We start from the raw sequence: 20,825 nt of genomic DNA, 5'->3' as shown, positions 1-20,825 counted from the left end.
CTACTTTGATGAAATTAAAAAGTTGTCGCTGTGTTTATCTTCAACGCTTGCGCCACTTGGCTCATTGATATCTGAGCGATCTTTCAGATTCACTCCTGACAGTTGTAATTTTCGAGCTTCCTTGAGCAAGTAAAATGCGCGTTCACAGGCATCGTCATAGTTGAGCCCCTGAGGGCGCACATTGGAAATGCAGTTTCTTTGGGAATCTTTAGAGCCTCGTTTAGCCCCCCAAGTGAGATACATCCCCATGCTATCCGGAGAGGTTAGCCCGGGCCTCTCTCCAATTAAAACCAGCACGGCCTTGGCGTTAAAACATTCACCAACATCATCCCCTACCGCTACTCTTCCTTGCTTTACGATTGTGATAGGTGCGAATTTCCATTGATGTTCATCATCAGCGCTTAAAAGAGAAATCAATCGAGTAACCATAGGCACGGCATGGTTTTGAATTGCGACGGAAGAAAGTCCATCAGCAATAACAATCGCAAGATCAATGTCAGTGTTATGCTCATTTGCTATCAAGTTGAGCGTTTGCCAAGAAGATTCATCAAGCAGCCTTCCTAAATCGGGCCTTTGCAGGTACATAAGCCGGTCACTCACTTGACTGCTCACTACCACTGGAGGTTCTAAGGTATTTTCAAGAATCGAGTAAGAGTCCGACAAACCAGCAACGAGAGACTCAATATTCAAACTGCAATGCACTGCATCCATAGCTTGGGCATGATCCAGCTGAAATGAGAGTAACTCGTTGGTTGGTACACTGTTTCCGCTGCGACCCAGAGCGATCCGAGCAGAGGTGAAGTCGCGTAACTTGCCCCAAGGGCTGTGTGTGACAACTCCAGACTCATCTTGTGGGGACTGAGCAATGGTGATTACTTTACCCATGAGAATACCCCTTATTCAGTTGGTTAATTGCTCCCAAAAACGAGCGAGAGATTTGCTCACTTAACCGAACGTCTTGCACGCTCTCGAAAATCTGCATCTCCATTAACCATTTTTCAAACTCTGGTGCTGGCTTCAAACCGAGTACTTTTCTTGCGTAAAGGGCATCGTGAAATGAGGTAGTTTGATAGTTGAGCATGATGTCATCAGACCCTGGAATACCCATGATGAACGAGCACTCGGCCACACCTAATAGTGTCAGCAAGTTATCCATGTCATTCTGATCGGCATAGGCATGATTGGTGTAACAGATATCGCAACCCATAGGTAAACCAAGCAACTTCCCACAGAAATGATCTTCAAGCCCAGCACGAATGATCTGTTTGCCATCAAACAGATACTCAGGGCCAATAAACCCAACGACAGTATTAACCAACAAAGGATCGAACTGTTTCGCGACAGCATAAGCACGGGCTTCACAAGTCTGTTGATCGACCCCATGAAATGCATTCGCAGACAGCGCTGTACCTTGTCCGGTTTCAAAATACATCACATTGTTTCCTACGCTACCTCGATTCAAAGACAGCGCGGCTTCATGGGCCTCTTTCAAAATCGACAAGTCGATTCCGAAGGTATCATTCGTCCCTTGCGTGCCGCCTATCGACTGAAAAACGAGATCGACTGGTGCGCCCATTTCAATGGCTTCGATCGTGTTCGTTACATGAGTTAACACACAAGACTGAGTCGGTATTTGATAGTGTTGAATCACCTCATCCATTAAGTTCATTAACTTGATAGCTTGAGGCACATTATCTGTTGCCGGATTGATACCGATAACCGCATCGCCATTTCCGTACATCAGACCATCAAAAATGGTCGCTGCGATACCGTTGAGAGAATCAGTGGGATGATTCGGCTGTAAGCGAGTAGACAGGCGACTCGGCAAACCTATCGTATTCCGAAAAGCCGTGACAACTTGGCATTTTTTAGCAACGAGAATCAAATCCTGGTTGCGCATAATCTTACTGACTGCGGCCACCATTTCTGGTGTTAAACCTTGACGAATTTTAGCCAACGTTTCACCATCGGCTTCTTCACTCAGCAGCCAATTTCGAAAATCTCCGACCGTCAAGTGCTCAATCTGCTTAAAGGCTTCAAGGTCATGCGTATCGATAATTAGGCGAGTGATATCGTCGCTTTCGTATGGAATAACCGCCTCGTTAAGAAACGTTTTAAGTGGTAACTCAGACAGCGCCATTTGTGCGACTACACGTTCTGCCGCTGACTGAGCACAAACCCCGGCTAACGCATCGCCTGAGCGCTCCGGTGTCGCTTTCGCCATCAAGTCAGCTAATGACTTAAAGGTATAGACTTTACTTCCTTGTTGCCGACGATAAGTTGCCGTCATTGCTCTTCCTCTTCACTATTTGGTTCGCTTTTTGCTGAACTATCAATAAGCTTTAAGAAAGTATTGCCAAATGTGTTCCGTAGCGTTATCAAAAACTGGCAACATTTATAAACCAATAATAAACAATGAGTTATGTAAATACTGCTCCAACATGACTCACAAAAAAGGAATGAGCATCACAAGGATGAGTAACCAAATGCCCCAAACTGCACCAATGCTGTGCATCCATCACACTAAGGATGCAAACCAACAAGCTGCGAGTCTGATAAACTGGCAACAGGAATATGACCAACTCAGCGATGGTCGATTTTTAGGTCAAATTCGAGAACGACGATTTCCCAATTTCCACGTGTTTCGTGAAGACAGTAACCGCTCGCTAAGACAGCAATGCAGGGTTGAAGAGGGAGGTATTTGGTTGGGTTTGAGTGCGGAAAATAAGCCGCTACACCTAAATCACAGTCAGTTTAATTCAAGCCAACTTTTGCTTAGGCAAGGTGGCGCTGATTTTGAGTTAATGACACCGGAGCAGTTTTCTATCTATGGAATAGTGCTCGACAAAAACTTCGTTCACATCATAGAAAATCAACTTGAGCTTGGGAGTATCCAAAACAACACATTACACTTAACGGGTTTGACGGAAAAACACATTCAACAACTTAAATACTACTTAGGCACGTTACTTGGTTCCGCCGAGCCAAGATGGTCTGAAACCACACATCAAGCAATCTTAAAAGATATTGTGCTGGAGTTGTTCTCACTCAGTTCACTGCACACGAGCCATCCGATATCAATCTCTCATCGTCAACACGTGATGCACCGTATAAAACAACAGCTACAGGATCTAGACTACCGTACACCGATAACCGTCAGTGAACTGTGTGACGCAGTACACGTCAGTCGTCGCACACTACAGTACACCTTTGAACATTGCTGTAATACTTCCCCAAAGCAGTTCATACATCGAATGCGCTTGAATCAAGTACGTAGAGTGCTACAAAGCCCTGAAGATAATCGAACAATTGCAGAAATCGCTTTTGACTTTGGTTTTTTCCATCTCGGGCAGTTCAGTCAAAGCTACAAGCGGCTATTTGGTGAGACGCCAACTGAAACGAGAAAATGGGAGCCCAGCAAATAAAATGACAGGCAGTATATTCTTTCAGATCCTGCGTTGGGGCCATGTTATGCAGTCGCAATGATTTGCTGAAACTTAGCATGAAGCTCTTCAAGTGCCGCTTCAACATCCGGTTCTGCACGGCTCAAGTGCGAGATTAACGTCATAAAATAGCAGTCAAAAATCAGCGGTATTTTTCCCTCAAGGACGGAGCTTCCGTTTACAGATTGAAACAAAGCTTGGTTAAACGACTGATAATAATCCAAATCCCAAATCACTTCTTTCAACAAAGCTCGGCTCAGCTCAACGTTCGCAAAATAGTAGCGATAGTATTTCTCCGTCAGCGCCAAACCAATGTCGATATCGGTTTTACCTTCCACACTGACTAGCGTTTCTTGGCTGATCTGTTGCAGTTGCGCCAGCATCCCTTCGCGCAAAATCGACAGTTTAGTCGGGAAATGGCTAAACACTGTACCATCGGCTACTCCTGCTTCTCTCGCTATCTGCCTTGTGGTCGTCATGTCATAGCCATTTTGAGCAAAAGATGCCCATGCGGCTTTTAGAATTTTATCTCTGGTTTGTTGTCGCTTCGTCATTGATGTGTCTGCTTAATGAGCCTGAAAGGATCATACCTTGCGTGGTTGAGATTGACAAATTGAGCGCGCTCATTTATAAAATTGAGCACGCTCATTTTATATAAAAACAAAAGGAATCGCTCATGTACGTATTAAACAAACTAGGCCAAGGATTGATTTTCTTCCCGACCATCTTCTGCTTTTCGTATATTTTAAGACCGATATTAATGGTCATCCTTATTCCAGGAGGACTCGCACTTTTGGCGTTAATCGGTGGCGCAGAAGTCAGAGCAGAACTCAAAGCCATGCTGCTTGAGGAGTTTTTTGGCGTTAGCCCATCGCACACCACCTCGAAAAAGGCGTGAGTGCGCTACAAACGTTGGCAAGGCTAAGTAAAAAAGAAAACGCGCAGATATCGAGATCTCAATACCTGCGCGTAGATGTGGTGAAAATAAGACTGGCGTTAGTCAGTATTCATGTTCTGACCAATTCGCCATAAAACGCCGCTAGGGTCAAACAAACAACATTCGCGCATGCCCCAAGGTTGCTCGACCAGCTCAGTCAAACGCGAACCAAATTCTTCATGACCCACTTTGGATAAGTGCTGATGCCAGCTTTCTGCGTCTTCTACGAGCAAGTGCATCATGAAGTTATTACCGTGTTCTGGCTCATAAAAATTCTGTAAAAGAAACGCGCAGCTACCTTGAGAGAAGTATGCTACATCACCGAAGTCCGATGCCATTTCAAAGCCAATCGCCTCATAAAAACGTTTTGATAGCGCGTAATCTTTCGCCGGAACAAATGATTTGATTTCAACAATATTGAGGTTTTCCATTTCCAATTTCCTAAGCCTTTTTCCATAAAACTGACTGACGTAATCTCGCTCTATGCCTTCTATTCGCCTTGCGTAATCTGCTGTGATGACAGTGGCACACACTCTGCCATTTGCGTTTGTAACCACGTGATAAATTTATGTTCGAGTTCTGTACGCTTTTTATCTTGACTCAATAAAACGTAATTGCAACTTGATGGAGAAAACCCAAATGGTGCGACCAAATTACCACGCTTAATATCGTCCATGACAAAAGGATACGATCCCATTGCGACGCCTAAGCCATCCACCGCTGCTTGTATGCAAAAATAAAAATGCGCGAATGATTGCTGAGTGTTGCCGTTGAAAGTTTCACAACGTGTTGATTGCTGCCAATCCGCCCAAGCATTCGGTCTGGTTTGGCTATTCAACAATCGAGCTGCTTTCAAATTGTCTTTAATGGATTGCCAATACTCAGGAGAAAATACCGGCCCCACCCACTCTTCCACAAGAATGGTTTTGTCGTAATCGTGATGCTGCGCAAAATCGTCTCGACGAATCGCCATCGAAAGCCCAGTTGCTCCTAATGTTACCGGGCCACCAGCCGTCGACAAACGAACATCAGCACGGTGTTCATCATTAAACGCGGCCAACCTTGGCATCAACCAGCGCATGGTTAATGTCGGTTCACAAGACACTTCAAGATGCTGATGCTTCTCTTGAATAAGCGTATTCACGCCTGTTTCTAGCGTTTGGAATGCCGTTTCTGTGTATGTCTTGAGTAATTCGCCTTCCGCCGTCAACACGACTTTCCTGCCCTCTTTGAAGAACAAAGGTTGAGACAGATATTGCTCAAGTTGCTTGATCTGCTTACTCACGGCTCCGTGGGTAATGTTCAGTTTGTCAGCCGCTTCAGTGTAGCTTGAAGAACTCGCCGCAACGTGGAAGACATAAAAAGATTTCAGGTAACGCATCTGTGAGTTTTTCTCACCAATATGGGAATGTTTTTCGATTATAGTCAGTAATAAAGACGCCTACAATTCCGCTACATCCCAGACTTCATCATTCAAACAGGAAATCGATATGGAATTTGTAACTCTTGCGTTATTAGGTGTGCTTATTGTTATTAGCCCTGGCGCAGACTTTGTTTTGGTATTAAGAAATAGCTTAAATCAAGGACGAAAAGCAGGCGTATACAGTGCGATTGGTATCAGCATGGCGATAAGCATCCACATCGCTTACTCCATGCTGGGGATCAGTTACTTAATTTCACAAAATGAATGGTTGTTTAATCTCGTGCGCTATCTTGGGGCCGCTTATCTTGTCTACCTTGGGATTAAAGGAATATTCTCCTCGCAACCTGCATCAAACTCAGAAACCGTTCAACAGAGCGAGTATTCAATGTGGCGATTTTTCATGCAGGGGTTTCTGTGTAATTTACTCAATCCCAAGACGATGCTGTTTTTTCTGAGTATTTTTAGCCAAGTGATTTCTCCCGACTCTAGTCAGCAACACATCGCCTTGTTCTACGGGATTTATATGATTGCGCTGCATGGTATTTGGTTTTCTATCGTTGCTGTTTTATTCACGTCATCCCAGCTACAAGCTTTCTTGTTGAAGATTAAGCATCGACTCAATCAAGCATGTGGGGCGGGATTGATCATTTTCGGCGCGATGCTGGGCTTAAAGGTGTAGTACGCTTGCGGTCCGATTACCCCAATTCAAATTGATCATTGAACAAGTGGCAGTAATCAAATAAAAATCTACACTATCAATACTTTAAATTAGAAAAAAACAGCCAACGTGCGCTGGCTGTTTCGATACAGTTAATGGATGACCCGAGCGTCCCCTTTAAATAACTGAGACAGATCGATAGTGAATATCGTCACTGTCGGACGTTTAGGCAGAGCATTTTCGATCGAAAACTCTGGCCCAGCTGGAACGAGGGGGAAGTGAATAGCAGTCGGCCACGTTGACGAAGCTTCATTACCGCCCGGCTCAGATATTGAGAAAGAAAACGCAGGTAAACGGGTCATAACACTTACCTCAAATGACTGATTAGCGGGCTCAAGCGAGCCCGCTTAGGTTTTGCAATGTTATTGTTATTTTAACGCTTATTTAATCACTAACGATTGATGACGTTAGATATCAAGTTCTTTGTCTTCAACGTGGTTGGTGATCATCGCTTCAGTGGTGATCATCAAGCCAGCAACAGACGCTGCGAATTGAAGCGCTGAACGTGTTACTTTCGCAGGGTCCAAGATGCCCATTTCGATCATGTTGCCGTATTCACCTGTTGCAGCGTTGTAACCGTAATCGGAGTCACCAGCTTTGACAGCGTTCGCCACAACAGAAGCTTCGTCACCTGCGTTAGTTGCGATTTGACGAAGAGGCTCTTCCATTGCACGTAGCGCAACTCGGATACCCACGTTTTGGTCATCATTGTCGCCTTTTAGATCCGCCAATTCTTTCGCGATCTTAGTTAGGGCAACACCACCACCAGCAACAATACCTTCTTCAACCGCTGCGCGAGTAGCGTGTAGTGCATCGTCCACGCGATCTTTCTTCTCTTTCATCTCAACTTCGGTTGCAGCGCCGATCTTGATCACCGCTACGCCGCCAGAAAGCTTCGCAACACGTTGTTGAAGCTTGTCTTTATCGTATTGAGAGGTGGTTGTTTCGATTTGTTTTTCAATCGAAGCCACACGATCAGCAATCGCACTTGCTTCTGCTGCACCACCCACAATGGTTGTTGTGTCTTTGGTGATGGTCACTTTCTTCGCACTACCTAGTTGCTCTAACGTTGCTTTTTCGAGCTCTAGGCCGATTTCTTCAGAGATGACCGTACCAGCAGTTAGTACCGCAATGTCTTCCATCATCGCTTTACGGTTGTCACCAAAGCCAGGCGCTTTCACCGCGGTCGCACGCACGATGCCGCGCATGTTGTTCACAACCAATGTCGCTAGCGCTTCACCTTCGATGTCTTCAGCAATGATCAATAGCGAGCGAGAAGATTTCGCCACTTCTTCTAGTACAGGCAATAGCTCGCGGATGCTGCTGACTTTTTTGTCCACCAATAGGATGTAAGGGTTGTCTAGCTCTACGCTGCCATTTTCTTGGTTAGTGATGAAGTATGGCGACAAGTAACCGCGGTCAAATTGCATACCTTCAACCACAGACAATTCGTTGTTTAGACCTTGGCCTTCTTCAACCGTAATCACGCCATTGCGACCCACTTTCTCCATCGCTTCTGCAATGATTTCACCGATCGCGCGATCGCTGTTTGCAGAAATGCTACCCACTTGGGTGATGGATTCTTTGTCGCTGCATGGTTTAGACATTTCACGTAGTTTCTCAACCGCCGCTTCAGTGGCTTTGTCGATACCACGTTTTAGGTCCATTGGGTTCATGCCAGAGGCTACCGCTTTAAGACCTTCATTGATGAAAGATTGCGCCAGTACGGTAGCGGTCGTTGTACCGTCCCCCGCTTCATCATTCGCTTTGGACGCCACTTGTTTCACCATTTGTGCGCCCATGTTTTCGAACTTATCTTTCAGTTCGATTTCTTTCGCTACAGACACGCCATCTTTGGTGATGGTTGGCGCGCCGTAAGATTTATCAAGCACAACGTTGCGGCCTTTCGGGCCTAGTGTCACTTTTACTGCGTCCGCCAGTAAGTTCACACCTTTCAGCATTTTTTGACGTGCGTCATTAGCAAATAATACGTCTTTTGCAGCCATGGTTATCTCCTCAAAAAACTACTACAAAAATAATTACTCAACGATTGCTAACACATCAGATTCGGACAGAATTAAGTATTCTGCGCCGTCAATTTTCTCGGTTTTCACGCCGTAACCGTCATTGAAAATGATTTGGTCGCCCACTTTGACTTCCATCGCAGCGCGTTCGCCATTTTCAAGACGTTTACCTAAACCAACAGCAATGACTTTCCCGCGGTTTGATTTTTTCACCGACTGAGAAGTTAAAACGATTCCCCCTTCAGATTTATTTTCCACCTCTTGTCTTTCAACAATTAGCTTGTCATTTAAAGGACGAATTTTCATTTTTAAGTGCCTCCTACTTGGAACCAAAAATAAAAGACAAAATAAACATCAAGATGGATTTGCGAGTCGACAGCTCGCTTTCGATGAAAATAATAAGGTCGAAAAATTAGAGTTCAAGAGGTGAATTTGATAAAAATTTTTTATTAAATTAAATAAAATTTTCTATCGAATTATCGCATTCACAACCACTTAGCATCTCTTTATGATGGAAAATGTGCTCAATCAAATCTAGAGTGGTTACGTACTCTTAAAAAGGATAATCAAACAATGAAAAAGGCCGTATCTCTATTTCTTGCAACGTTATGCGTTGGCTTCCTCTCACCCAACGTGTCAGCTTCTGAACGCGCTGAACAAGGTTGGCAATTGATTGACGAGGGCGCGATGATTGTCGATGTGCGCACGCCGCAAGAGTTTTCTGAAGGGCATTTGGATAATGCCGTCAACTTCCCTTTATCTGAACTTGATAAACATTTTCAAGACGTCGATAAAGATCAAGCTATCGTGTTGTACTGTCGCAGTGGTAACCGCTCTGGCAAAGCGTATCAATACTTACAATCGCAAGGCTTTACGAATCTGCACAATGCAGGTGGCTTTGAAGAACTACAAGACGCCAAATAGTCGTCTCCGTTCTAATATACAAAGTAAAAGCACAGAGCGCGTCGCAAGCGTATTGTAACGCGCTCTGTTTCTAAATACTTATCTACAACAACTCTATTTTGGCCCTGCATCAAATTGAGTTAGGTTATCCGATATCTCGAGCCACGGCGCTTTCGACGCGACAAAAATATGGAAATCAGGCTTGTGAGAAGGTGTGTCATCCAAGATACCAAGGCGAATATTGACGATCCCATTGTTCTTTTTCGAATACAGACTTGATCCGCAGTGGCGACAAAAGCATAGCATGGTATTTTCGCTTTTCTGATAAGTTTGAATATCTTCTTTCCCTTGGATAATAAGCAGTTTATCCAACGCAATACCACCGGCAGATGAATAGTCAGAACCTGTGAACTTGCGGCATTCAGAGCAATGGCAATTTCCCATGTACTTAAATTCATCTGCCACTTCCAACTTTACCTTGCCGCACAGACATGAGCCTTTTAGTACTTCCATTTGAATTCCTTTTTGTTATGAATCTAATTGAATTAGATGGCTATCTCGACACCATGCCACTGCAATACGAAAAATTAAAGACAGGCAATACAGGTTTTCAAAAATGAAACGAAAATGTAAAACATTCCATTCAGAGGGAAGTGCGCTCGACACGTGAAAAATCGAGCTATTTTAGATACAAAAACACCAAGCAATAACGCTTGGTGTTTACCTCACAGAATGTCGCCTCAGAAAAGGCGCTTTCCGCTGTGCTTAAAAAATGCAGTGTTTAGTAAAGCTGGTCGCTTCGTTTGCAGTCCAGTCACCTTTCGGCTTATCTTTCAGGTTTTCACACCATTGCTCGCTGCCGACACCATCTTGCAGAACACAATGCTTTGCAAAGTCTACCGCGTTGTCTGCTGTCCATTCTGTTTTTGGCTTATCGCGCATGTCGTTACACCAGCCTTCAGTGCCCACTTCATCACTACAAGCGGTCAAAGCAGAAGCCGCCAACATCAGCATGACTAGTTTTTTCATAAATTTAAGGTTCCAGTTGCAAACAATAGTAAAATTAAACTCAATCTCTTCAACACATGCCCATTCAAGTGTCTGAATAAAGGCGTCACTAGCTGAAGTGACTTTTGTATCAACTATAACGAAATTATCAGTCTACGTGTTAAGACACCGAAAAATTATTGAGCGACTCTGTGTAAAGCGCGCCATTCTAAAAGCTATAGGCAGCGCGCTTTTGTTAGCTCACCAACCTTAAAAGAGCCAGTACCAAAGCACGCTAAACGCAGCTCTAATGCCATTTGTTCAAAGTGATCGACGACAGACTGCGTGCTGATCGTCGCAGCTTTTAATACCGCACCAGCTTGCCCAATGAGATTAGCACCCAAATGAATGGCTTTCGCCGCTTCAAGTCCGTTATGAACACCTCCCGAGGCGATCAAGGGTAATGTAGGATGCAGTGCGCGGATTTGAGCCAAACATGTTGCTGTAGGGACACCCCAATCGCGGAAAAGCTCGGCTGCACGCTGCATTTTCGGATTATCTTGGCAATACCCTTCAACCGCACTCCAGCTTGTGCCACCCGCGCCCGCAACGTCAATTGCATCCACACCAGCATCAATTAATCGCTGCGCAACGTGTCCGCTAATACCAAAACCGACTTCTTTGATAATGATAGGAACCTTCACGCGAGATTTAAGCATCTCAATTGCCTGGAAAACACCAACCCAATTGTGGTCGCCATTTTTCTGAAACGCTTCCTGCATTGGATTAACGTGCACAAACAAGGCATCGGCTTGAATCGCCTCAACCGCACGTTGCGCATTATCGAGTTTACCTTTATCGAGCAATTGAGCGGCTCCAAGATTGGAATACAATGGTACTTCTTTCGCCAACTCACGAATGGTTTTACCCAAGCCCGAATGCTGACTTTCTTCTAAGCTAATCCGTTGCGAGCCCACACCCATGGCAATACCTAATTCACTTGCTGCTTCAGCTAGACGACAATTGATCGTTTCTGCGTCTTTTGCTCCGCCAGTCATCGAGCTAATCAAAAACGGTAGCGCTAATTGATGACCAAGAAACTCTGTCGATAAATCGATCGCGTGAAAGTCACATTCTGGCAGCGCACAGTGTTCAAACTCGACAGACTCAAAACCCGCCGTTTTATGCTTCATGCTCATATCATGATGTAAAACAGCATCTAGGTGTAAATCTTTTCGGTTAGTTTGCGGAGCCATAATGTCACCCTAAAGTAAAACAGTCGCGCAGTATTGCGATCCTTATCAGTAACGTCAATGCGAATTTTGTGAATTTACCGGATTACTTTTCCGAAACGAGTAATGAATCTCGACTGCCCCTGACATTATAAGAAAAGAAACTCGCTTTCCGTTTTAAACAAGCCGGCAAGTTTCTCTTCAAATTGAGATAATCAGCGTACGATACCCATGATGAAAATGGATCACATTGCTCTGTAGTTTACTTTACGCTGTCCGACAGAATTAGCGACACAACAGTGCTTGTCGTCGTTGGTTCAAACTGTTCGGGATCATCACAGAATTGAATTTTTCCTTTTTCTTCTACATGGAACAGCGGTACAACTGAACTACCTTTGTGATGCGCTAAATAATCTTGATACGTGAAGTTATCGCTCAATTTCGTGTGTTTAACCTCTGCACCACGACTTAACATACTGGCTAGCTGGGTATAGCTTACATTGCCGCCCATCAGCAATTTACCATGGTACTCCTGAGCCACGGAGTGCTTCTCGCTGTCATTGCTGTTGGTTTTCACTTTTTGTAAGCAGTGAACTTTATCTTCCCCAAACTCGTCGACGAATTGCATGCAAGCCATAATGTTGAAATGCTGATCGGGCGTTAATGCAACCACTTGACCTATTCCTATCAAGTTCAAGTTGTCGTCCGCGTGACTAGAAATAGGGTTGCCGTAATAGTAATCCAGTCCCAACATACGAACCTGACTGATGTACTCCCAGTTTGAGTCAGTCATTAATACGCGACGGTCATAACGCGACAACGCCTGCCCTATTTCTCTTGCTACTCGGTTAGCACCAATCAACAAGAAGCCGCGTGGTGCTGGCTCTGCGACGCCCAATGTCAGCGCTACAGGACGTGCCGTCGCACTTTGTAACACGACCGTTCCTATAATCACCATGAAGGTCATAGGGACCAGTAAAATCGCTTCATCAATGCCGTATTCAGTCAATTTGATCGCGAAAAGAGACGAAATCGAAGCTGCAACAATACCGCGCGGTGCAACCCAAGACAAAAACAGCTTATCTTTAAGACGCAAGTTGCTGCGGAAGGTTGAAAGAAAAATCGATAACGGACGCGACACTAACTGCATAAATACAAACAACAATAACGCACCGCTACCTAGCGCAGCAAAATCATCCAGACTGATTCGAGCCGCAAGGAAGATGAACAATCCGGTGATCAGTAAAATGGTTAAATGCTCTTTAAAGTGCAGAATTTGCTGAATATTGATGTCTTTAGCGTTTGCGAGCCACATACCCATTACGGTGACGGTTAGTAACCCAGCTTCAGACTCAATGTGGTTAGAGACCGAAAATACACCTAGAACCACCATCAAAACCGCAAATGGCTGCAAATATTCCGGTAGCCAAGAACGACGCATGATCGTCGCAACTGCATAGCCTGAGGCCGCACCTAGCATGACACCGACAGCAATGATCGTCCCAAACACTTCGACGCTATTTATCGCACTGTGAGATACGATAAACTCGTAAACCATCACAACAAAAAGCGCACCGAGCGGGTCAATCAAAATCCCTTCCCAGCGCAAAATGTTAGCAAGCGTACTGTTAGGTCTTACGGTTCGTAGAAGTGGCACGATGACCGTCGGCCCTGTTACTACGGTTAAGCTGCCGAACAACATGGCAAGCTCCCAAGTAAAGCCGAGGAAATAGTGTGTTGCGATACTGGTCGCTGCCCACGAAATGATCGCCCCGATGGAAACAATGCTCCATACCGAACCACTCACGCCACGAATTTCTTTAAAATTTAAGGTCAAACTGCCTTCAAATAAAATCACTGCCACCGCCAAAGAGACCAACGGAAAGAGCAAATTACCTAATATCTCATCAGGATTTAACCACTGCATAAATGGCCCGACGATCAGCCCTGCCAACAACAAAAATAAAATCGCTGGCAAACGCAATCGCCAAGCTAACCATTGGCAACCTAAACCAATAACCCCAACCGCTGACAGCACCAGCGCTTCATTACCCACTTGCATCAATAATTACCTGTTTTTGTCTTTTTTCGCGTGAATGCGCTATACCCGAATACATTCAGCCTTACGGTCAAATAGAAACAACCGAACGTGCAAATCAAACGACTGACCTTCGATGACATCGCTACGAAACGCACATGTTTGAAGTCATTTGGCGATCGCATCAGAACTATGAATATAGTTGACCCCCAATGACTTAACGACTCATTTTTGTTCATCAGGTTTTAAAGTGGCACACAAGTGTGCGACTTTGTCGAATTCATCATTACGCATTGAGTTTCATTATGTAGAATGATTTCTAAAGAAAGCGCGGAACCTAGCACTATATGAGGCTAAGGCATAGAGCATGAACTAAGCTTTAGCGTAAGTGCTCAAAGTTAAGAATCGTGTGTCACGCGACGTACGCAAGGAGAAATGGATTGTACGTAATACTAGCACTGTTCATGGCGTGTCTCGCCATCCTCATCGGAGTGAAAGCCGCCAACCGAGCTGCACTTTTAGAAAAAGAACTAGCCAAACTTCGTGAGGAAGTCACATCACTACGAGCCAGTGTCCATGGGGGCTCAAACCAACAAGCGCACCAACAATTCAGCATCGAAAAAGACACACCATCTGTAGCGACGTCACCTCACATAGAATCACCACAGAAAGATGTCTCATCCTCTGGGGAACATGATCCAGCTACCAACCTAGACTTGGACCAGAGCGCTGCGAATCAAGGGTACGCCCAGACAAGAGAAGTGCAACTGGATGTTTTTAGTCAAGAAAATGAGTCATTCCTTCAGAGTAAAGTTCAGAGCCTGCTTAGCAACATTCAAGAAAATTGGTTGGTTTGGGTAGGCGCATTGGCCATGCTGATCGGTGGAGGTTATCTCGTACAGGTAATTGGTAGTCACATCCAGTTTTCGCCATTTATGCGAGTGTCCTTTGCCTTTGTGCTCTCATTACTTATGGTGCTTGTTGGCGAGTGGTTTCACCGTAAAGAACAACAGAATCCGCAACGGGCAGCACGAGCCCAAGGTTTTACGTATGTTCCTGCTGCTGTTACCGGTACGGGATTAACGGGCATTTACTGCACCGTCATTTTTGCCTTTGTGGTTTATCAAATGCTAACGCCGAGTATCTCGTTGATCATCTTGGCTTCAGCGGCATTTTTCAGTTTAGCATTATCATTGCGACAAGGGCCGTTAATGGCCGTGCTTGGCTTAATTGGTGGCTACACAGCACCACTGTGGATTGGGGGTAATGAACCCAACTACTTCTTGTTAGCCGGATACATCTGCGCAATTTCGTTCGCGGCGACCTTATTGATGCAAAAAGTGCGTAGGGCATGGATTACGCCAAGTATCGCGATTCCACATGTCATTTGGATGTTGCTGTTGATTGAGAGTGTACCAACAGAACGGTTGTTCTCGTGGCTCGTGATTTATCTCTCCATCACTTTGTATCTCATTTTCGCGGTTCCGAGAATGGGTTGGATGCTCAATCCTCGCTTTCGTCACTATCAAAGCAAGTGGACAAACTCGCCGACCGCTACCGCTCTCGCAACTGCTTTATTGACCTTTTCTGCCGTCACCAGAATGCCGGAGCTGAACACTCTACAAATGGCGTACTGTTATACGCTGCTTGTTGCGAGCATCTGGCTACCAGCACTTCGTACAGGCTGGTCATTACGTGTATTTTTGCCATCCATACTCGTCTCAGCAACCGCGCTGATAGTTCTTACCATCGCTTTTGATGCGCTGTATATGGTAGAGCGAGAAGCTAGCATCCTATTCGCATTGGCGGTGAGTATTGCGCTGATCTGCTATCGAACATATTGCCAATCACTTAGTGACCGTTCGCAACTCAGTGGGCTGCTTCTGCTGGTACTGGCTCCCGCGATGAGCTTAATTACGTTGTTTTATATTGACGAATTTATGCAGGGCTACCTGTGGTATTGGACTGCATTCTGCGCATTGATGGCCACTTACTACGTTGTGCTTGGTCAGCGTGCACGTTCGTTGGCATTAGAATGCTCTGCCGTTATGCATGCTTTAATCATAGGTATTGCTTTTGTTTGGTTGAGCGATACTTGGTTAACAACAGCAATCTCAATACAAGTTGCGATAATGGCCTTACAGGCTCAAGTCGGGTTATTTCGACCTGCGAGTTGGGCGATTAAAGTGACAATGGGAATACTGGTTATCCGACTCACGCTGCTACCTTTCATCCCCGAATGGCAACCGGTAGAAGCTGGGCATTGGGCTTGGGTTCTGGTGAGTTATATGCCTTCTCTCTTCATCTTGTCTTATGCTCGTTCAACACTAAAACAAGTGGACCGAGAACTGACCAACTGGTTTGAAGGGGCGTTTTTACATGTATTCTTAATGGCATTGTTCACCCAAACTAACTACTGGTTAACGGGGCAATATGGTTACTTGGGGCACATCGACTTCACAAGTGCGGCAGTCTTTGCCAATCAAGCATTAGTTATGGGTTTGGTATACAGCTACCGCAGCCAATTTGCTCAACGCTTAAGCCGTATCTACGAAATCTATAGTTACTTGCTTTGGTGCGCGTTCGCTATATTGATTATTTTGCTTAATACGGCAGAATCGCCGTTGGTGACTGATAACGTCTCGGCACAAGCACTTCCCATCTTTAACATGCTGAGTATCGGCTGGCTGTTACCAGCTTGCATCCTGCTTATCGCAACGTTTAAGCGCTGGAATACGTTGCAAGTTCATCGATTTGCGATTGCTAGTCTAGGCTTTTTACTTGCAGCCATTTGGTTGGGGATGTCTATCCGTCAATTCTGGCAAACCACATCGATGATGCTGTATCAGCCAACCAGCATGGCAGAGTTGTTCAGTTATTCAGTGGCTGGCTTGCTCGTAGGTGGATTGCTTACTTGGCGCGGCGTGACCCAACAGGGGCTGATGATGCAGCGTGTCGGTCTAGTGGTCCTTGCCTGTGTCGCACTGAAAGTATTCTTATGGGATGTGAGCTCTCTCGATGGGTTCTGGCGAGCAATAAGCTTCTTAGGCTTAGGTGCGTCTTTGATAGCACTTGGATGGCTATTCCAGAAATTGAATCGTTCGGTGGCAAAAGCACTCGAGCCCTAGACGAGCCAAAGAGAGATTCCCGACAGTGCGCTGTTTTCGTTATTGGGGGACGATAACAGTGTAAAGCCGGGAATCATTGGAGTGTTCGTTACTTCAGTAAAGCGACCACGGTATGACGACGCACGTTTGCTTGCGCATTCAATGCCTGAAAAGTTGAAGTAAACTCGCCAGACTTTTGCATGAATCCATCCAGTTTTGCATTCACTTCATTGACTGAAAGCTGTGCGGTTTTGGTTTGGATAGAACGCATTTGAGTATTCAGTTCACCATGAAAAGCTTTCGCTTCCTGCAAGCTCGTTTGAACTTGTTTCAGATGCTGATTTACTTTGGCAATCGTCTGCTTGATGCCGTCGCGTGAGCCTAGATCAAACCCGAGCTCCGCAATACCATCTGGCTCAGACTTTAAGTTCAAAACGTTAGGCTGTCCCGCAGGGAAGCGGTGCCCTTCCCCCGTTACCATCACCTTTTGTTGCATTTGTTGATAAGCGTTGTCTCTGGCTTCAAATAAAATGCTGCCATCATCGGCTAATGAGGCTCGCATTCCTAACGCAATCAAGCTGCGATCCAGCATTTTGACCGTTCGCTCACCGTCTGATTGTCCATCAAACTGAATCATCACCGCTTGACCTTGAGGAAAATCCAAACGGATTTGCTCGGCCTTGTCGCTTAAGCGATGAACATTCAAACCTGGAATAGAAAAGCGACGAATGTCCGCTTTATCCAGTTTTAAGTGCAGTTCGTTATTTAGGACTTTCTGGCCATCGAAACGTGCTTGCTCAACGACTTTTTGGATGGTGGCTTTAGATCGAACCAATGTATCCTGCAAACCAGGAACATTTTGTACGCCTTGATTAATAGCTTGCGTCAAACCACGTTTAATTTGCGTGAGCTCTTTGCCAATCACCTGCAGCGATTTGGACGCGATCTGAACCGCCGTGGCTTGCTGCTGACCCTGCGTAAGCTGAATACCAGATACAGAGTAGGCTGACGCAGTGTCAGCCTGAATTTGCGCCGGGCGCGGTTTAATTGCCGTACTTGAGTCTGCAGAACGGGTCGGCATGATAGAGGCTTGTTCTTGTCCACCTAAGCGTATGCTATGGGGTCTAACCTCTACTGTACTCATTACCATAAAAAGAACTTCCTAACCTTATAAACGGTCAAACAGCGACAAACCATCGATCTTCACATAGCTTGCTTGCGTTGCTTGCAAAGCGGCCATGTAATTACTCAATCGTACCGACGCTTCACCATAGTCCAGAGCAGAGAGGTCTCCAGATACTTTGTCAACGAACAGCTTGTTTTCACTGTGCGCGCCACCAACAAGATCTAAGTTGTTGTGTCGACCACCAATCTCAGTCATGGTCCCTAGTACGTTTGAAAAAGTATCGTCGATAGCGCTGATACTCGCCTCAACTTCAGCTCTGAAGTTGGCGGTAGGGCTCTCAAACTCTTTGATCAGCGCATCAATTTGGTTAAGCACGTTATGGCCTCCCCCAAGGTCCAATATTTCTTTTGCAGTCATATTGGAATCCATCGTGACACCTTTAGCAATTGTTACTACACGCTTGTCACTATTACCTTCAATTACGTAGCTGCCGCTCGCTTTACTTACAGCCGCAGTATCCGTTTTAGTACCAGAGAAAAGGTAGTGCCCTTCTTCATCCTGCGCGTTAAAAGACGACTCAATAGAGTCACGGTAACTCTTAAGCTCTGTAATCATACCGCCACGACTTTCGTCAGTAAGAGAGCCGTTCGCACCCCAAAGCGCGATGTCTCGCATGCTTTTTAAGCTTTCTTTGATCGAATCTAAATGGGTTTCTTGACTCGATAGCGTCGTTTTTACGTTTTCAATGTTGTTTTTGTACTGAGCAATCGCACTGGTTTCTCGGTCTAAGTTAAGCAACTTGATCGAAGCCATTGGATCGTCAGACAGCTTGGTCAAGCGCTTGCCAGTAGACATCTGTTGCAGAGCTTCGCCTAATCCCGCGCTATTGCTCTGCAAGCTGTGCAACATCATTTGACTAAATTGATTGTCACTAATTCGCATCTAAACTTTCCTCTTAGAATAACTGCAGAATAGAATCGAGCAGTTGATTTGCTGTGCTGATCACTTTCATGTTGGCATTGTGCGCATTAGCAAACATCATTAGGTTAGCCGCTTCTTCATCGCTGTTTACGGAACTAACATTATCGCGAGCTGCGTGCGCTTGCTTGTTCATGGCTAACTTCGCTTGATAATCAGCATTAGCTTGGCGTGCTTTAATTGCGGTTTGACCCACCATTGAACTAAAGGCATCGTTCAAGCTTACTGAGCCGTAACCTGATACCGCCACTGGCTTGTTGCTTAACTCGATCAATGATTGCAACGCATCTGCGTTACCAGGTGTTCCATCACTTGAGAACGCAAGCTCATCTGGAGTTAGCTTGGTAATATCCAAACTGGCTGCAGGGTTTGCTGGGTCATAGCTGAACAAAGGTTTACCTGGGTTGCCATTTAAGTCTTTGCCAGTCGCAAGCACGGCGTTGTATTCATCCGCGAGAGCTTTCGCCATGTCATTCAGAGCCAATTGGTTTGGTTTCAACACTTCGGTTTGATAGTCATTAATCGCACCTAATTTGCCACCAAGCGAGTCACCAATCGCAAAACTTTGATTCGAGAACGTGACGTGTAAGTCCGCCAAGTAAGGATCACTCGGGTCAGGAATGGCTTCCAGTTTGCCATGGTCCGTACCCATCACAAGCGGTTGACCAGAGGTTAGTGTGACCTGAACACTGCCGTCATGCTGCTGTGTTGTTTTGATTTCAATGGTTTGAGATAACTCACCGATTAACCTATCTCGTTCATCCATTAACTGTGATGGGTTACCACCTGTACCTTGCATCTCTACCAGTTGCTTGTTCACCTTCGCGATATTGTCCATAAGGCTATTCGCGTGGTTAAGCGCTGCATTACGTTGATCGCTCATGTCTTTATGTTGATTGTATAAAGATTCGGTAAGCGTATTAAAACGGCGGGCCAAAGCTTCAGATTCGTTAATGATCTGCTGGCGGTAAGGTATGGATTCCGGCTTAACGGTCGCATCGTTAAGCGCAGCGTTTAGCGAGTCCAAGCCAGCCGATATACTGAAACCATCGGCACCAAGCGTATTCTCCAGCTGACTCATGTTACTGGTGTATCCAGATGCGTATGCCGCCATACTGTTAGTCGACCACGTTTGCTTAATCAGAAATTGATCAGTAACGCGGCGAATGCTAGTGACTTCTACCCCTAAACCTGGACTTAAGCGATTGGCTTTACCATCATCGACAGACGCCATCAACGCTTGTTGACGACTGTAACCCACGGTATTCACGTTTGCCACGTTTTGCGCGGTTACGTCTAGGGCCACACGGTTCGCGCCTAAACCTGAAAGGGCAATATTAACTAGGTTCATTTACAGCTCCATTTTTCTGATCAACGGCTGAGAAAACGCGGTAGTCATACCGGCCTCACCGAATACCTGTTTAACAGAGGCGACGGCTTGAGAAGCGGTATTAAATAGGCTTGAATTCTTCTCCACCTCTTTAGAATCTACTTGTGAGATAGATTCAGAATTCGAACCTTTACCATCGTTAGCGGATGAGATGTTGCGCGCAGCATCGAAAGCAACCTCACGCATAGACGGGCTCAGCTGCTGGATGAGCATATTGGCAATGCCTGAGCTCTGTTTCTTTGCTAGTTCCATCGCCAGCTGACCGTCATACATATCACGGAATACCCCTTGTTGCTGACTGGCAAACGGGCTGTCTTTATCAGCAAGAGCGTCACTACTGCTACGCATTTGGCGTAACACCATTTGTAGGAACATTGCCTCAAATTGACCTGCGACGACTTCAAGTGCGCCTTCTTGATCACGACTATGCTTGATGTTAGCCAATGCACTGTTGTCGTGATAAAGCATCGAATTTAACTGAGTTTGTTCATTGGTACTGTCTAGCTTCATCCTTAACTC

Annotated in this window: 21 protein-coding genes; 5 read left to right on the top strand and 16 right to left on the bottom strand. The window is 45.4% G+C overall.

Going from position 1 to position 20,825, the window contains the following annotated elements:
- Complete coding sequence (gene eutC / locus R7P74_RS15660; protein ID WP_318122956.1) at window positions 1-885, bottom strand: ethanolamine ammonia-lyase subunit EutC; 885 nt, start codon at window positions 883-885, stop codon at window positions 1-3.
- Window positions 878-2,290: an ethanolamine ammonia-lyase subunit EutB gene (locus tag R7P74_RS15655; RefSeq protein WP_318122955.1), complete on the bottom strand. Its 1,413-nt coding sequence runs from the start codon at window positions 2,288-2,290 to the stop codon at window positions 878-880. The genes eutC and R7P74_RS15655 overlap by 8 nt, the downstream gene beginning before the upstream one ends.
- A gap of 184 nt (window positions 2,291-2,474) precedes the next feature.
- Between R7P74_RS15655 and R7P74_RS15650 the strand changes: the two genes are divergently transcribed.
- The gene (locus R7P74_RS15650) at window positions 2,475-3,425 is read left to right on the top strand and encodes a helix-turn-helix domain-containing protein (protein WP_005373973.1); all 951 of its coding nucleotides are present in this window, start codon (window positions 2,475-2,477) and stop codon (window positions 3,423-3,425) included.
- 44 nt (window positions 3,426-3,469) lie between these two features.
- Here the strand turns inward: R7P74_RS15650 and R7P74_RS15645 are convergent, their stop codons facing one another.
- A complete protein-coding gene (locus tag R7P74_RS15645; RefSeq protein WP_005373975.1) occupies window positions 3,470-3,997 on the bottom strand; it encodes a TetR/AcrR family transcriptional regulator in 528 nt (175 codons plus the stop codon).
- Between the two features lie 122 nt (window positions 3,998-4,119).
- Here R7P74_RS15645 and R7P74_RS15640 point away from each other — a divergent pair, with 122 nt between their 5' ends.
- The gene (locus R7P74_RS15640) at window positions 4,120-4,341 is read left to right on the top strand and encodes a hypothetical protein (protein WP_017635120.1); all 222 of its coding nucleotides are present in this window, start codon (window positions 4,120-4,122) and stop codon (window positions 4,339-4,341) included.
- Window positions 4,342-4,439: 98 nt separating this feature from the next.
- Here R7P74_RS15640 and R7P74_RS15635 read toward each other — a convergent pair whose 3' ends face one another.
- Complete coding sequence (locus R7P74_RS15635; protein ID WP_005373979.1) at window positions 4,440-4,811, bottom strand: VOC family protein; 372 nt, start codon at window positions 4,809-4,811, stop codon at window positions 4,440-4,442.
- 59 nt (window positions 4,812-4,870) lie between these two features.
- Window positions 4,871-5,761, bottom strand: coding sequence for a LysR family transcriptional regulator (locus tag R7P74_RS15630; protein WP_318122954.1), 891 nt, complete (start codon window positions 5,759-5,761; stop codon window positions 4,871-4,873).
- Window positions 5,762-5,870: 109 nt separating this feature from the next.
- Here R7P74_RS15630 and R7P74_RS15625 point away from each other — a divergent pair, with 109 nt between their 5' ends.
- Window positions 5,871-6,482, top strand: a complete 612-nt coding sequence (locus tag R7P74_RS15625; protein ID WP_318122953.1) for a LysE family translocator — start codon at window positions 5,871-5,873, stop codon at window positions 6,480-6,482.
- A gap of 131 nt (window positions 6,483-6,613) precedes the next feature.
- Here R7P74_RS15625 and R7P74_RS15620 read toward each other — a convergent pair whose 3' ends face one another.
- The 3 genes from R7P74_RS15620 to R7P74_RS15610 all read right to left on the bottom strand — a co-directional run bounded on the left by R7P74_RS15620 (window position 6,614) and on the right by R7P74_RS15610 (window position 8,851).
- The gene (locus R7P74_RS15620; protein ID WP_005373984.1) at window positions 6,614-6,823 is read right to left on the bottom strand and encodes a hypothetical protein; all 210 of its coding nucleotides are present in this window, start codon (window positions 6,821-6,823) and stop codon (window positions 6,614-6,616) included.
- A gap of 105 nt (window positions 6,824-6,928) precedes the next feature.
- Window positions 6,929-8,527, bottom strand: coding sequence for a chaperonin GroEL (gene groL / locus R7P74_RS15615; protein ID WP_053304624.1), 1,599 nt, complete (start codon window positions 8,525-8,527; stop codon window positions 6,929-6,931).
- A gap of 33 nt (window positions 8,528-8,560) precedes the next feature.
- Complete coding sequence (locus tag R7P74_RS15610) at window positions 8,561-8,851, bottom strand: co-chaperone GroES (protein WP_005373989.1); 291 nt, start codon at window positions 8,849-8,851, stop codon at window positions 8,561-8,563.
- A gap of 267 nt (window positions 8,852-9,118) precedes the next feature.
- Here R7P74_RS15610 and R7P74_RS15605 point away from each other — a divergent pair, with 267 nt between their 5' ends.
- The gene (locus R7P74_RS15605) at window positions 9,119-9,469 is read left to right on the top strand and encodes a rhodanese-like domain-containing protein (protein ID WP_025768015.1); all 351 of its coding nucleotides are present in this window, start codon (window positions 9,119-9,121) and stop codon (window positions 9,467-9,469) included.
- Window positions 9,470-9,562: 93 nt separating this feature from the next.
- On the opposite strand, the gene R7P74_RS15600 is transcribed toward R7P74_RS15605, so the two are convergent.
- From R7P74_RS15600 to R7P74_RS15585, 4 genes are all read right to left on the bottom strand, one after another.
- Entirely contained in the window at window positions 9,563-9,961 is a 399-nt protein-coding gene (locus tag R7P74_RS15600) for a GFA family protein (protein WP_005388696.1), read from the bottom strand.
- 252 nt (window positions 9,962-10,213) lie between these two features.
- Complete coding sequence (locus R7P74_RS15595; RefSeq protein WP_005373992.1) at window positions 10,214-10,477, bottom strand: DUF3012 domain-containing protein; 264 nt, start codon at window positions 10,475-10,477, stop codon at window positions 10,214-10,216.
- Window positions 10,478-10,671: 194 nt separating this feature from the next.
- Window positions 10,672-11,691: a type 2 isopentenyl-diphosphate Delta-isomerase gene (gene fni, locus R7P74_RS15590; RefSeq protein WP_005388695.1), complete on the bottom strand. Its 1,020-nt coding sequence runs from the start codon at window positions 11,689-11,691 to the stop codon at window positions 10,672-10,674.
- 238 nt (window positions 11,692-11,929) lie between these two features.
- The gene (locus tag R7P74_RS15585; RefSeq protein ID WP_104976290.1) at window positions 11,930-13,729 is read right to left on the bottom strand and encodes a cation:proton antiporter; all 1,800 of its coding nucleotides are present in this window, start codon (window positions 13,727-13,729) and stop codon (window positions 11,930-11,932) included.
- A 440-nt stretch (window positions 13,730-14,169) separates the two neighbouring features.
- On the opposite strand from R7P74_RS15585, the gene R7P74_RS15580 reads away from it, so the two are divergent.
- On the top strand, window positions 14,170-16,833 hold the full coding sequence (locus tag R7P74_RS15580; protein ID WP_394628231.1) for a DUF2339 domain-containing protein: 2,664 nt from the start codon (window positions 14,170-14,172) through the stop codon (window positions 16,831-16,833).
- Window positions 16,834-16,921: 88 nt separating this feature from the next.
- Here R7P74_RS15580 and R7P74_RS15575 read toward each other — a convergent pair whose 3' ends face one another.
- From R7P74_RS15575 to R7P74_RS15560, 4 genes are read right to left on the bottom strand one after another with little or no spacing between them, the layout of a single operon-like run.
- Window positions 16,922-17,962 carry a flagellin gene (locus R7P74_RS15575; RefSeq protein ID WP_005373996.1) on the bottom strand — a complete coding sequence of 347 codons (1,041 nt, stop codon included), beginning with the start codon at window positions 17,960-17,962 and terminating at the stop codon, window positions 16,922-16,924.
- Window positions 17,963-17,980: 18 nt separating this feature from the next.
- A complete protein-coding gene (gene flgL / locus R7P74_RS15570; protein WP_005373998.1) occupies window positions 17,981-18,880 on the bottom strand; it encodes a flagellar hook-associated protein FlgL in 900 nt (299 codons plus the stop codon).
- A 13-nt stretch (window positions 18,881-18,893) separates the two neighbouring features.
- Window positions 18,894-20,267: a flagellar hook-associated protein FlgK gene (flgK, locus tag R7P74_RS15565; RefSeq protein WP_225473822.1), complete on the bottom strand. Its 1,374-nt coding sequence runs from the start codon at window positions 20,265-20,267 to the stop codon at window positions 18,894-18,896.
- Entirely contained in the window at window positions 20,268-20,816 is a 549-nt protein-coding gene (locus tag R7P74_RS15560; protein WP_005384422.1) for a rod-binding protein, read from the bottom strand.
- Between the last annotated feature and the right edge of the window lie 9 nt (window positions 20,817-20,825).

The sequence above is a fragment of the Vibrio sp. 2033 genome, assembly GCF_033339735.1.
Note: the sequence above shows the minus strand (reverse complement) of the source record. Positions and strands in the feature narration are given on the sequence as shown.

What these genes read in the sequence shown, in the direction of transcription:
- eutC (WP_318122956.1), bottom strand. Translation starts at nt 885, where the DNA reads ATGGGTAAAGTAATCACCATTGCTCAGTCCCCACAAGATGAGTCTGGA.
- R7P74_RS15655 (WP_318122955.1), bottom strand. Translation starts at nt 2,290, where the DNA reads ATGACGGCAACTTATCGTCGGCAACAAGGAAGTAAAGTCTATACCTTT.
- R7P74_RS15650 (WP_005373973.1), top strand. Translation starts at nt 2,475, where the DNA reads ATGAGTAACCAAATGCCCCAAACTGCACCAATGCTGTGCATCCATCAC.
- R7P74_RS15645 (WP_005373975.1), bottom strand. Translation starts at nt 3,997, where the DNA reads ATGACGAAGCGACAACAAACCAGAGATAAAATTCTAAAAGCCGCATGG.
- R7P74_RS15640 (WP_017635120.1), top strand. Translation starts at nt 4,120, where the DNA reads ATGTACGTATTAAACAAACTAGGCCAAGGATTGATTTTCTTCCCGACC.
- R7P74_RS15635 (WP_005373979.1), bottom strand. Translation starts at nt 4,811, where the DNA reads ATGGAAAACCTCAATATTGTTGAAATCAAATCATTTGTTCCGGCGAAA.
- R7P74_RS15630 (WP_318122954.1), bottom strand. Translation starts at nt 5,761, where the DNA reads ATGCGTTACCTGAAATCTTTTTATGTCTTCCACGTTGCGGCGAGTTCT.
- R7P74_RS15625 (WP_318122953.1), top strand. Translation starts at nt 5,871, where the DNA reads ATGGAATTTGTAACTCTTGCGTTATTAGGTGTGCTTATTGTTATTAGC.
- R7P74_RS15620 (WP_005373984.1), bottom strand. Translation starts at nt 6,823, where the DNA reads ATGACCCGTTTACCTGCGTTTTCTTTCTCAATATCTGAGCCGGGCGGT.
- groL (WP_053304624.1), bottom strand. Translation starts at nt 8,527, where the DNA reads ATGGCTGCAAAAGACGTATTATTTGCTAATGACGCACGTCAAAAAATG.
- R7P74_RS15610 (WP_005373989.1), bottom strand. Translation starts at nt 8,851, where the DNA reads ATGAAAATTCGTCCTTTAAATGACAAGCTAATTGTTGAAAGACAAGAG.
- R7P74_RS15605 (WP_025768015.1), top strand. Translation starts at nt 9,119, where the DNA reads ATGAAAAAGGCCGTATCTCTATTTCTTGCAACGTTATGCGTTGGCTTC.
- R7P74_RS15600 (WP_005388696.1), bottom strand. Translation starts at nt 9,961, where the DNA reads ATGGAAGTACTAAAAGGCTCATGTCTGTGCGGCAAGGTAAAGTTGGAA.
- R7P74_RS15595 (WP_005373992.1), bottom strand. Translation starts at nt 10,477, where the DNA reads ATGAAAAAACTAGTCATGCTGATGTTGGCGGCTTCTGCTTTGACCGCT.
- fni (WP_005388695.1), bottom strand. Translation starts at nt 11,691, where the DNA reads ATGGCTCCGCAAACTAACCGAAAAGATTTACACCTAGATGCTGTTTTA.
- R7P74_RS15585 (WP_104976290.1), bottom strand. Translation starts at nt 13,729, where the DNA reads ATGCAAGTGGGTAATGAAGCGCTGGTGCTGTCAGCGGTTGGGGTTATT.
- R7P74_RS15580 (WP_394628231.1), top strand. Translation starts at nt 14,170, where the DNA reads ATGGCGTGTCTCGCCATCCTCATCGGAGTGAAAGCCGCCAACCGAGCT.
- R7P74_RS15575 (WP_005373996.1), bottom strand. Translation starts at nt 17,962, where the DNA reads ATGGTAATGAGTACAGTAGAGGTTAGACCCCATAGCATACGCTTAGGT.
- flgL (WP_005373998.1), bottom strand. Translation starts at nt 18,880, where the DNA reads ATGCGAATTAGTGACAATCAATTTAGTCAAATGATGTTGCACAGCTTG.
- flgK (WP_225473822.1), bottom strand. Translation starts at nt 20,267, where the DNA reads ATGAACCTAGTTAATATTGCCCTTTCAGGTTTAGGCGCGAACCGTGTG.
- R7P74_RS15560 (WP_005384422.1), bottom strand. Translation starts at nt 20,816, where the DNA reads ATGAAGCTAGACAGTACCAATGAACAAACTCAGTTAAATTCGATGCTT.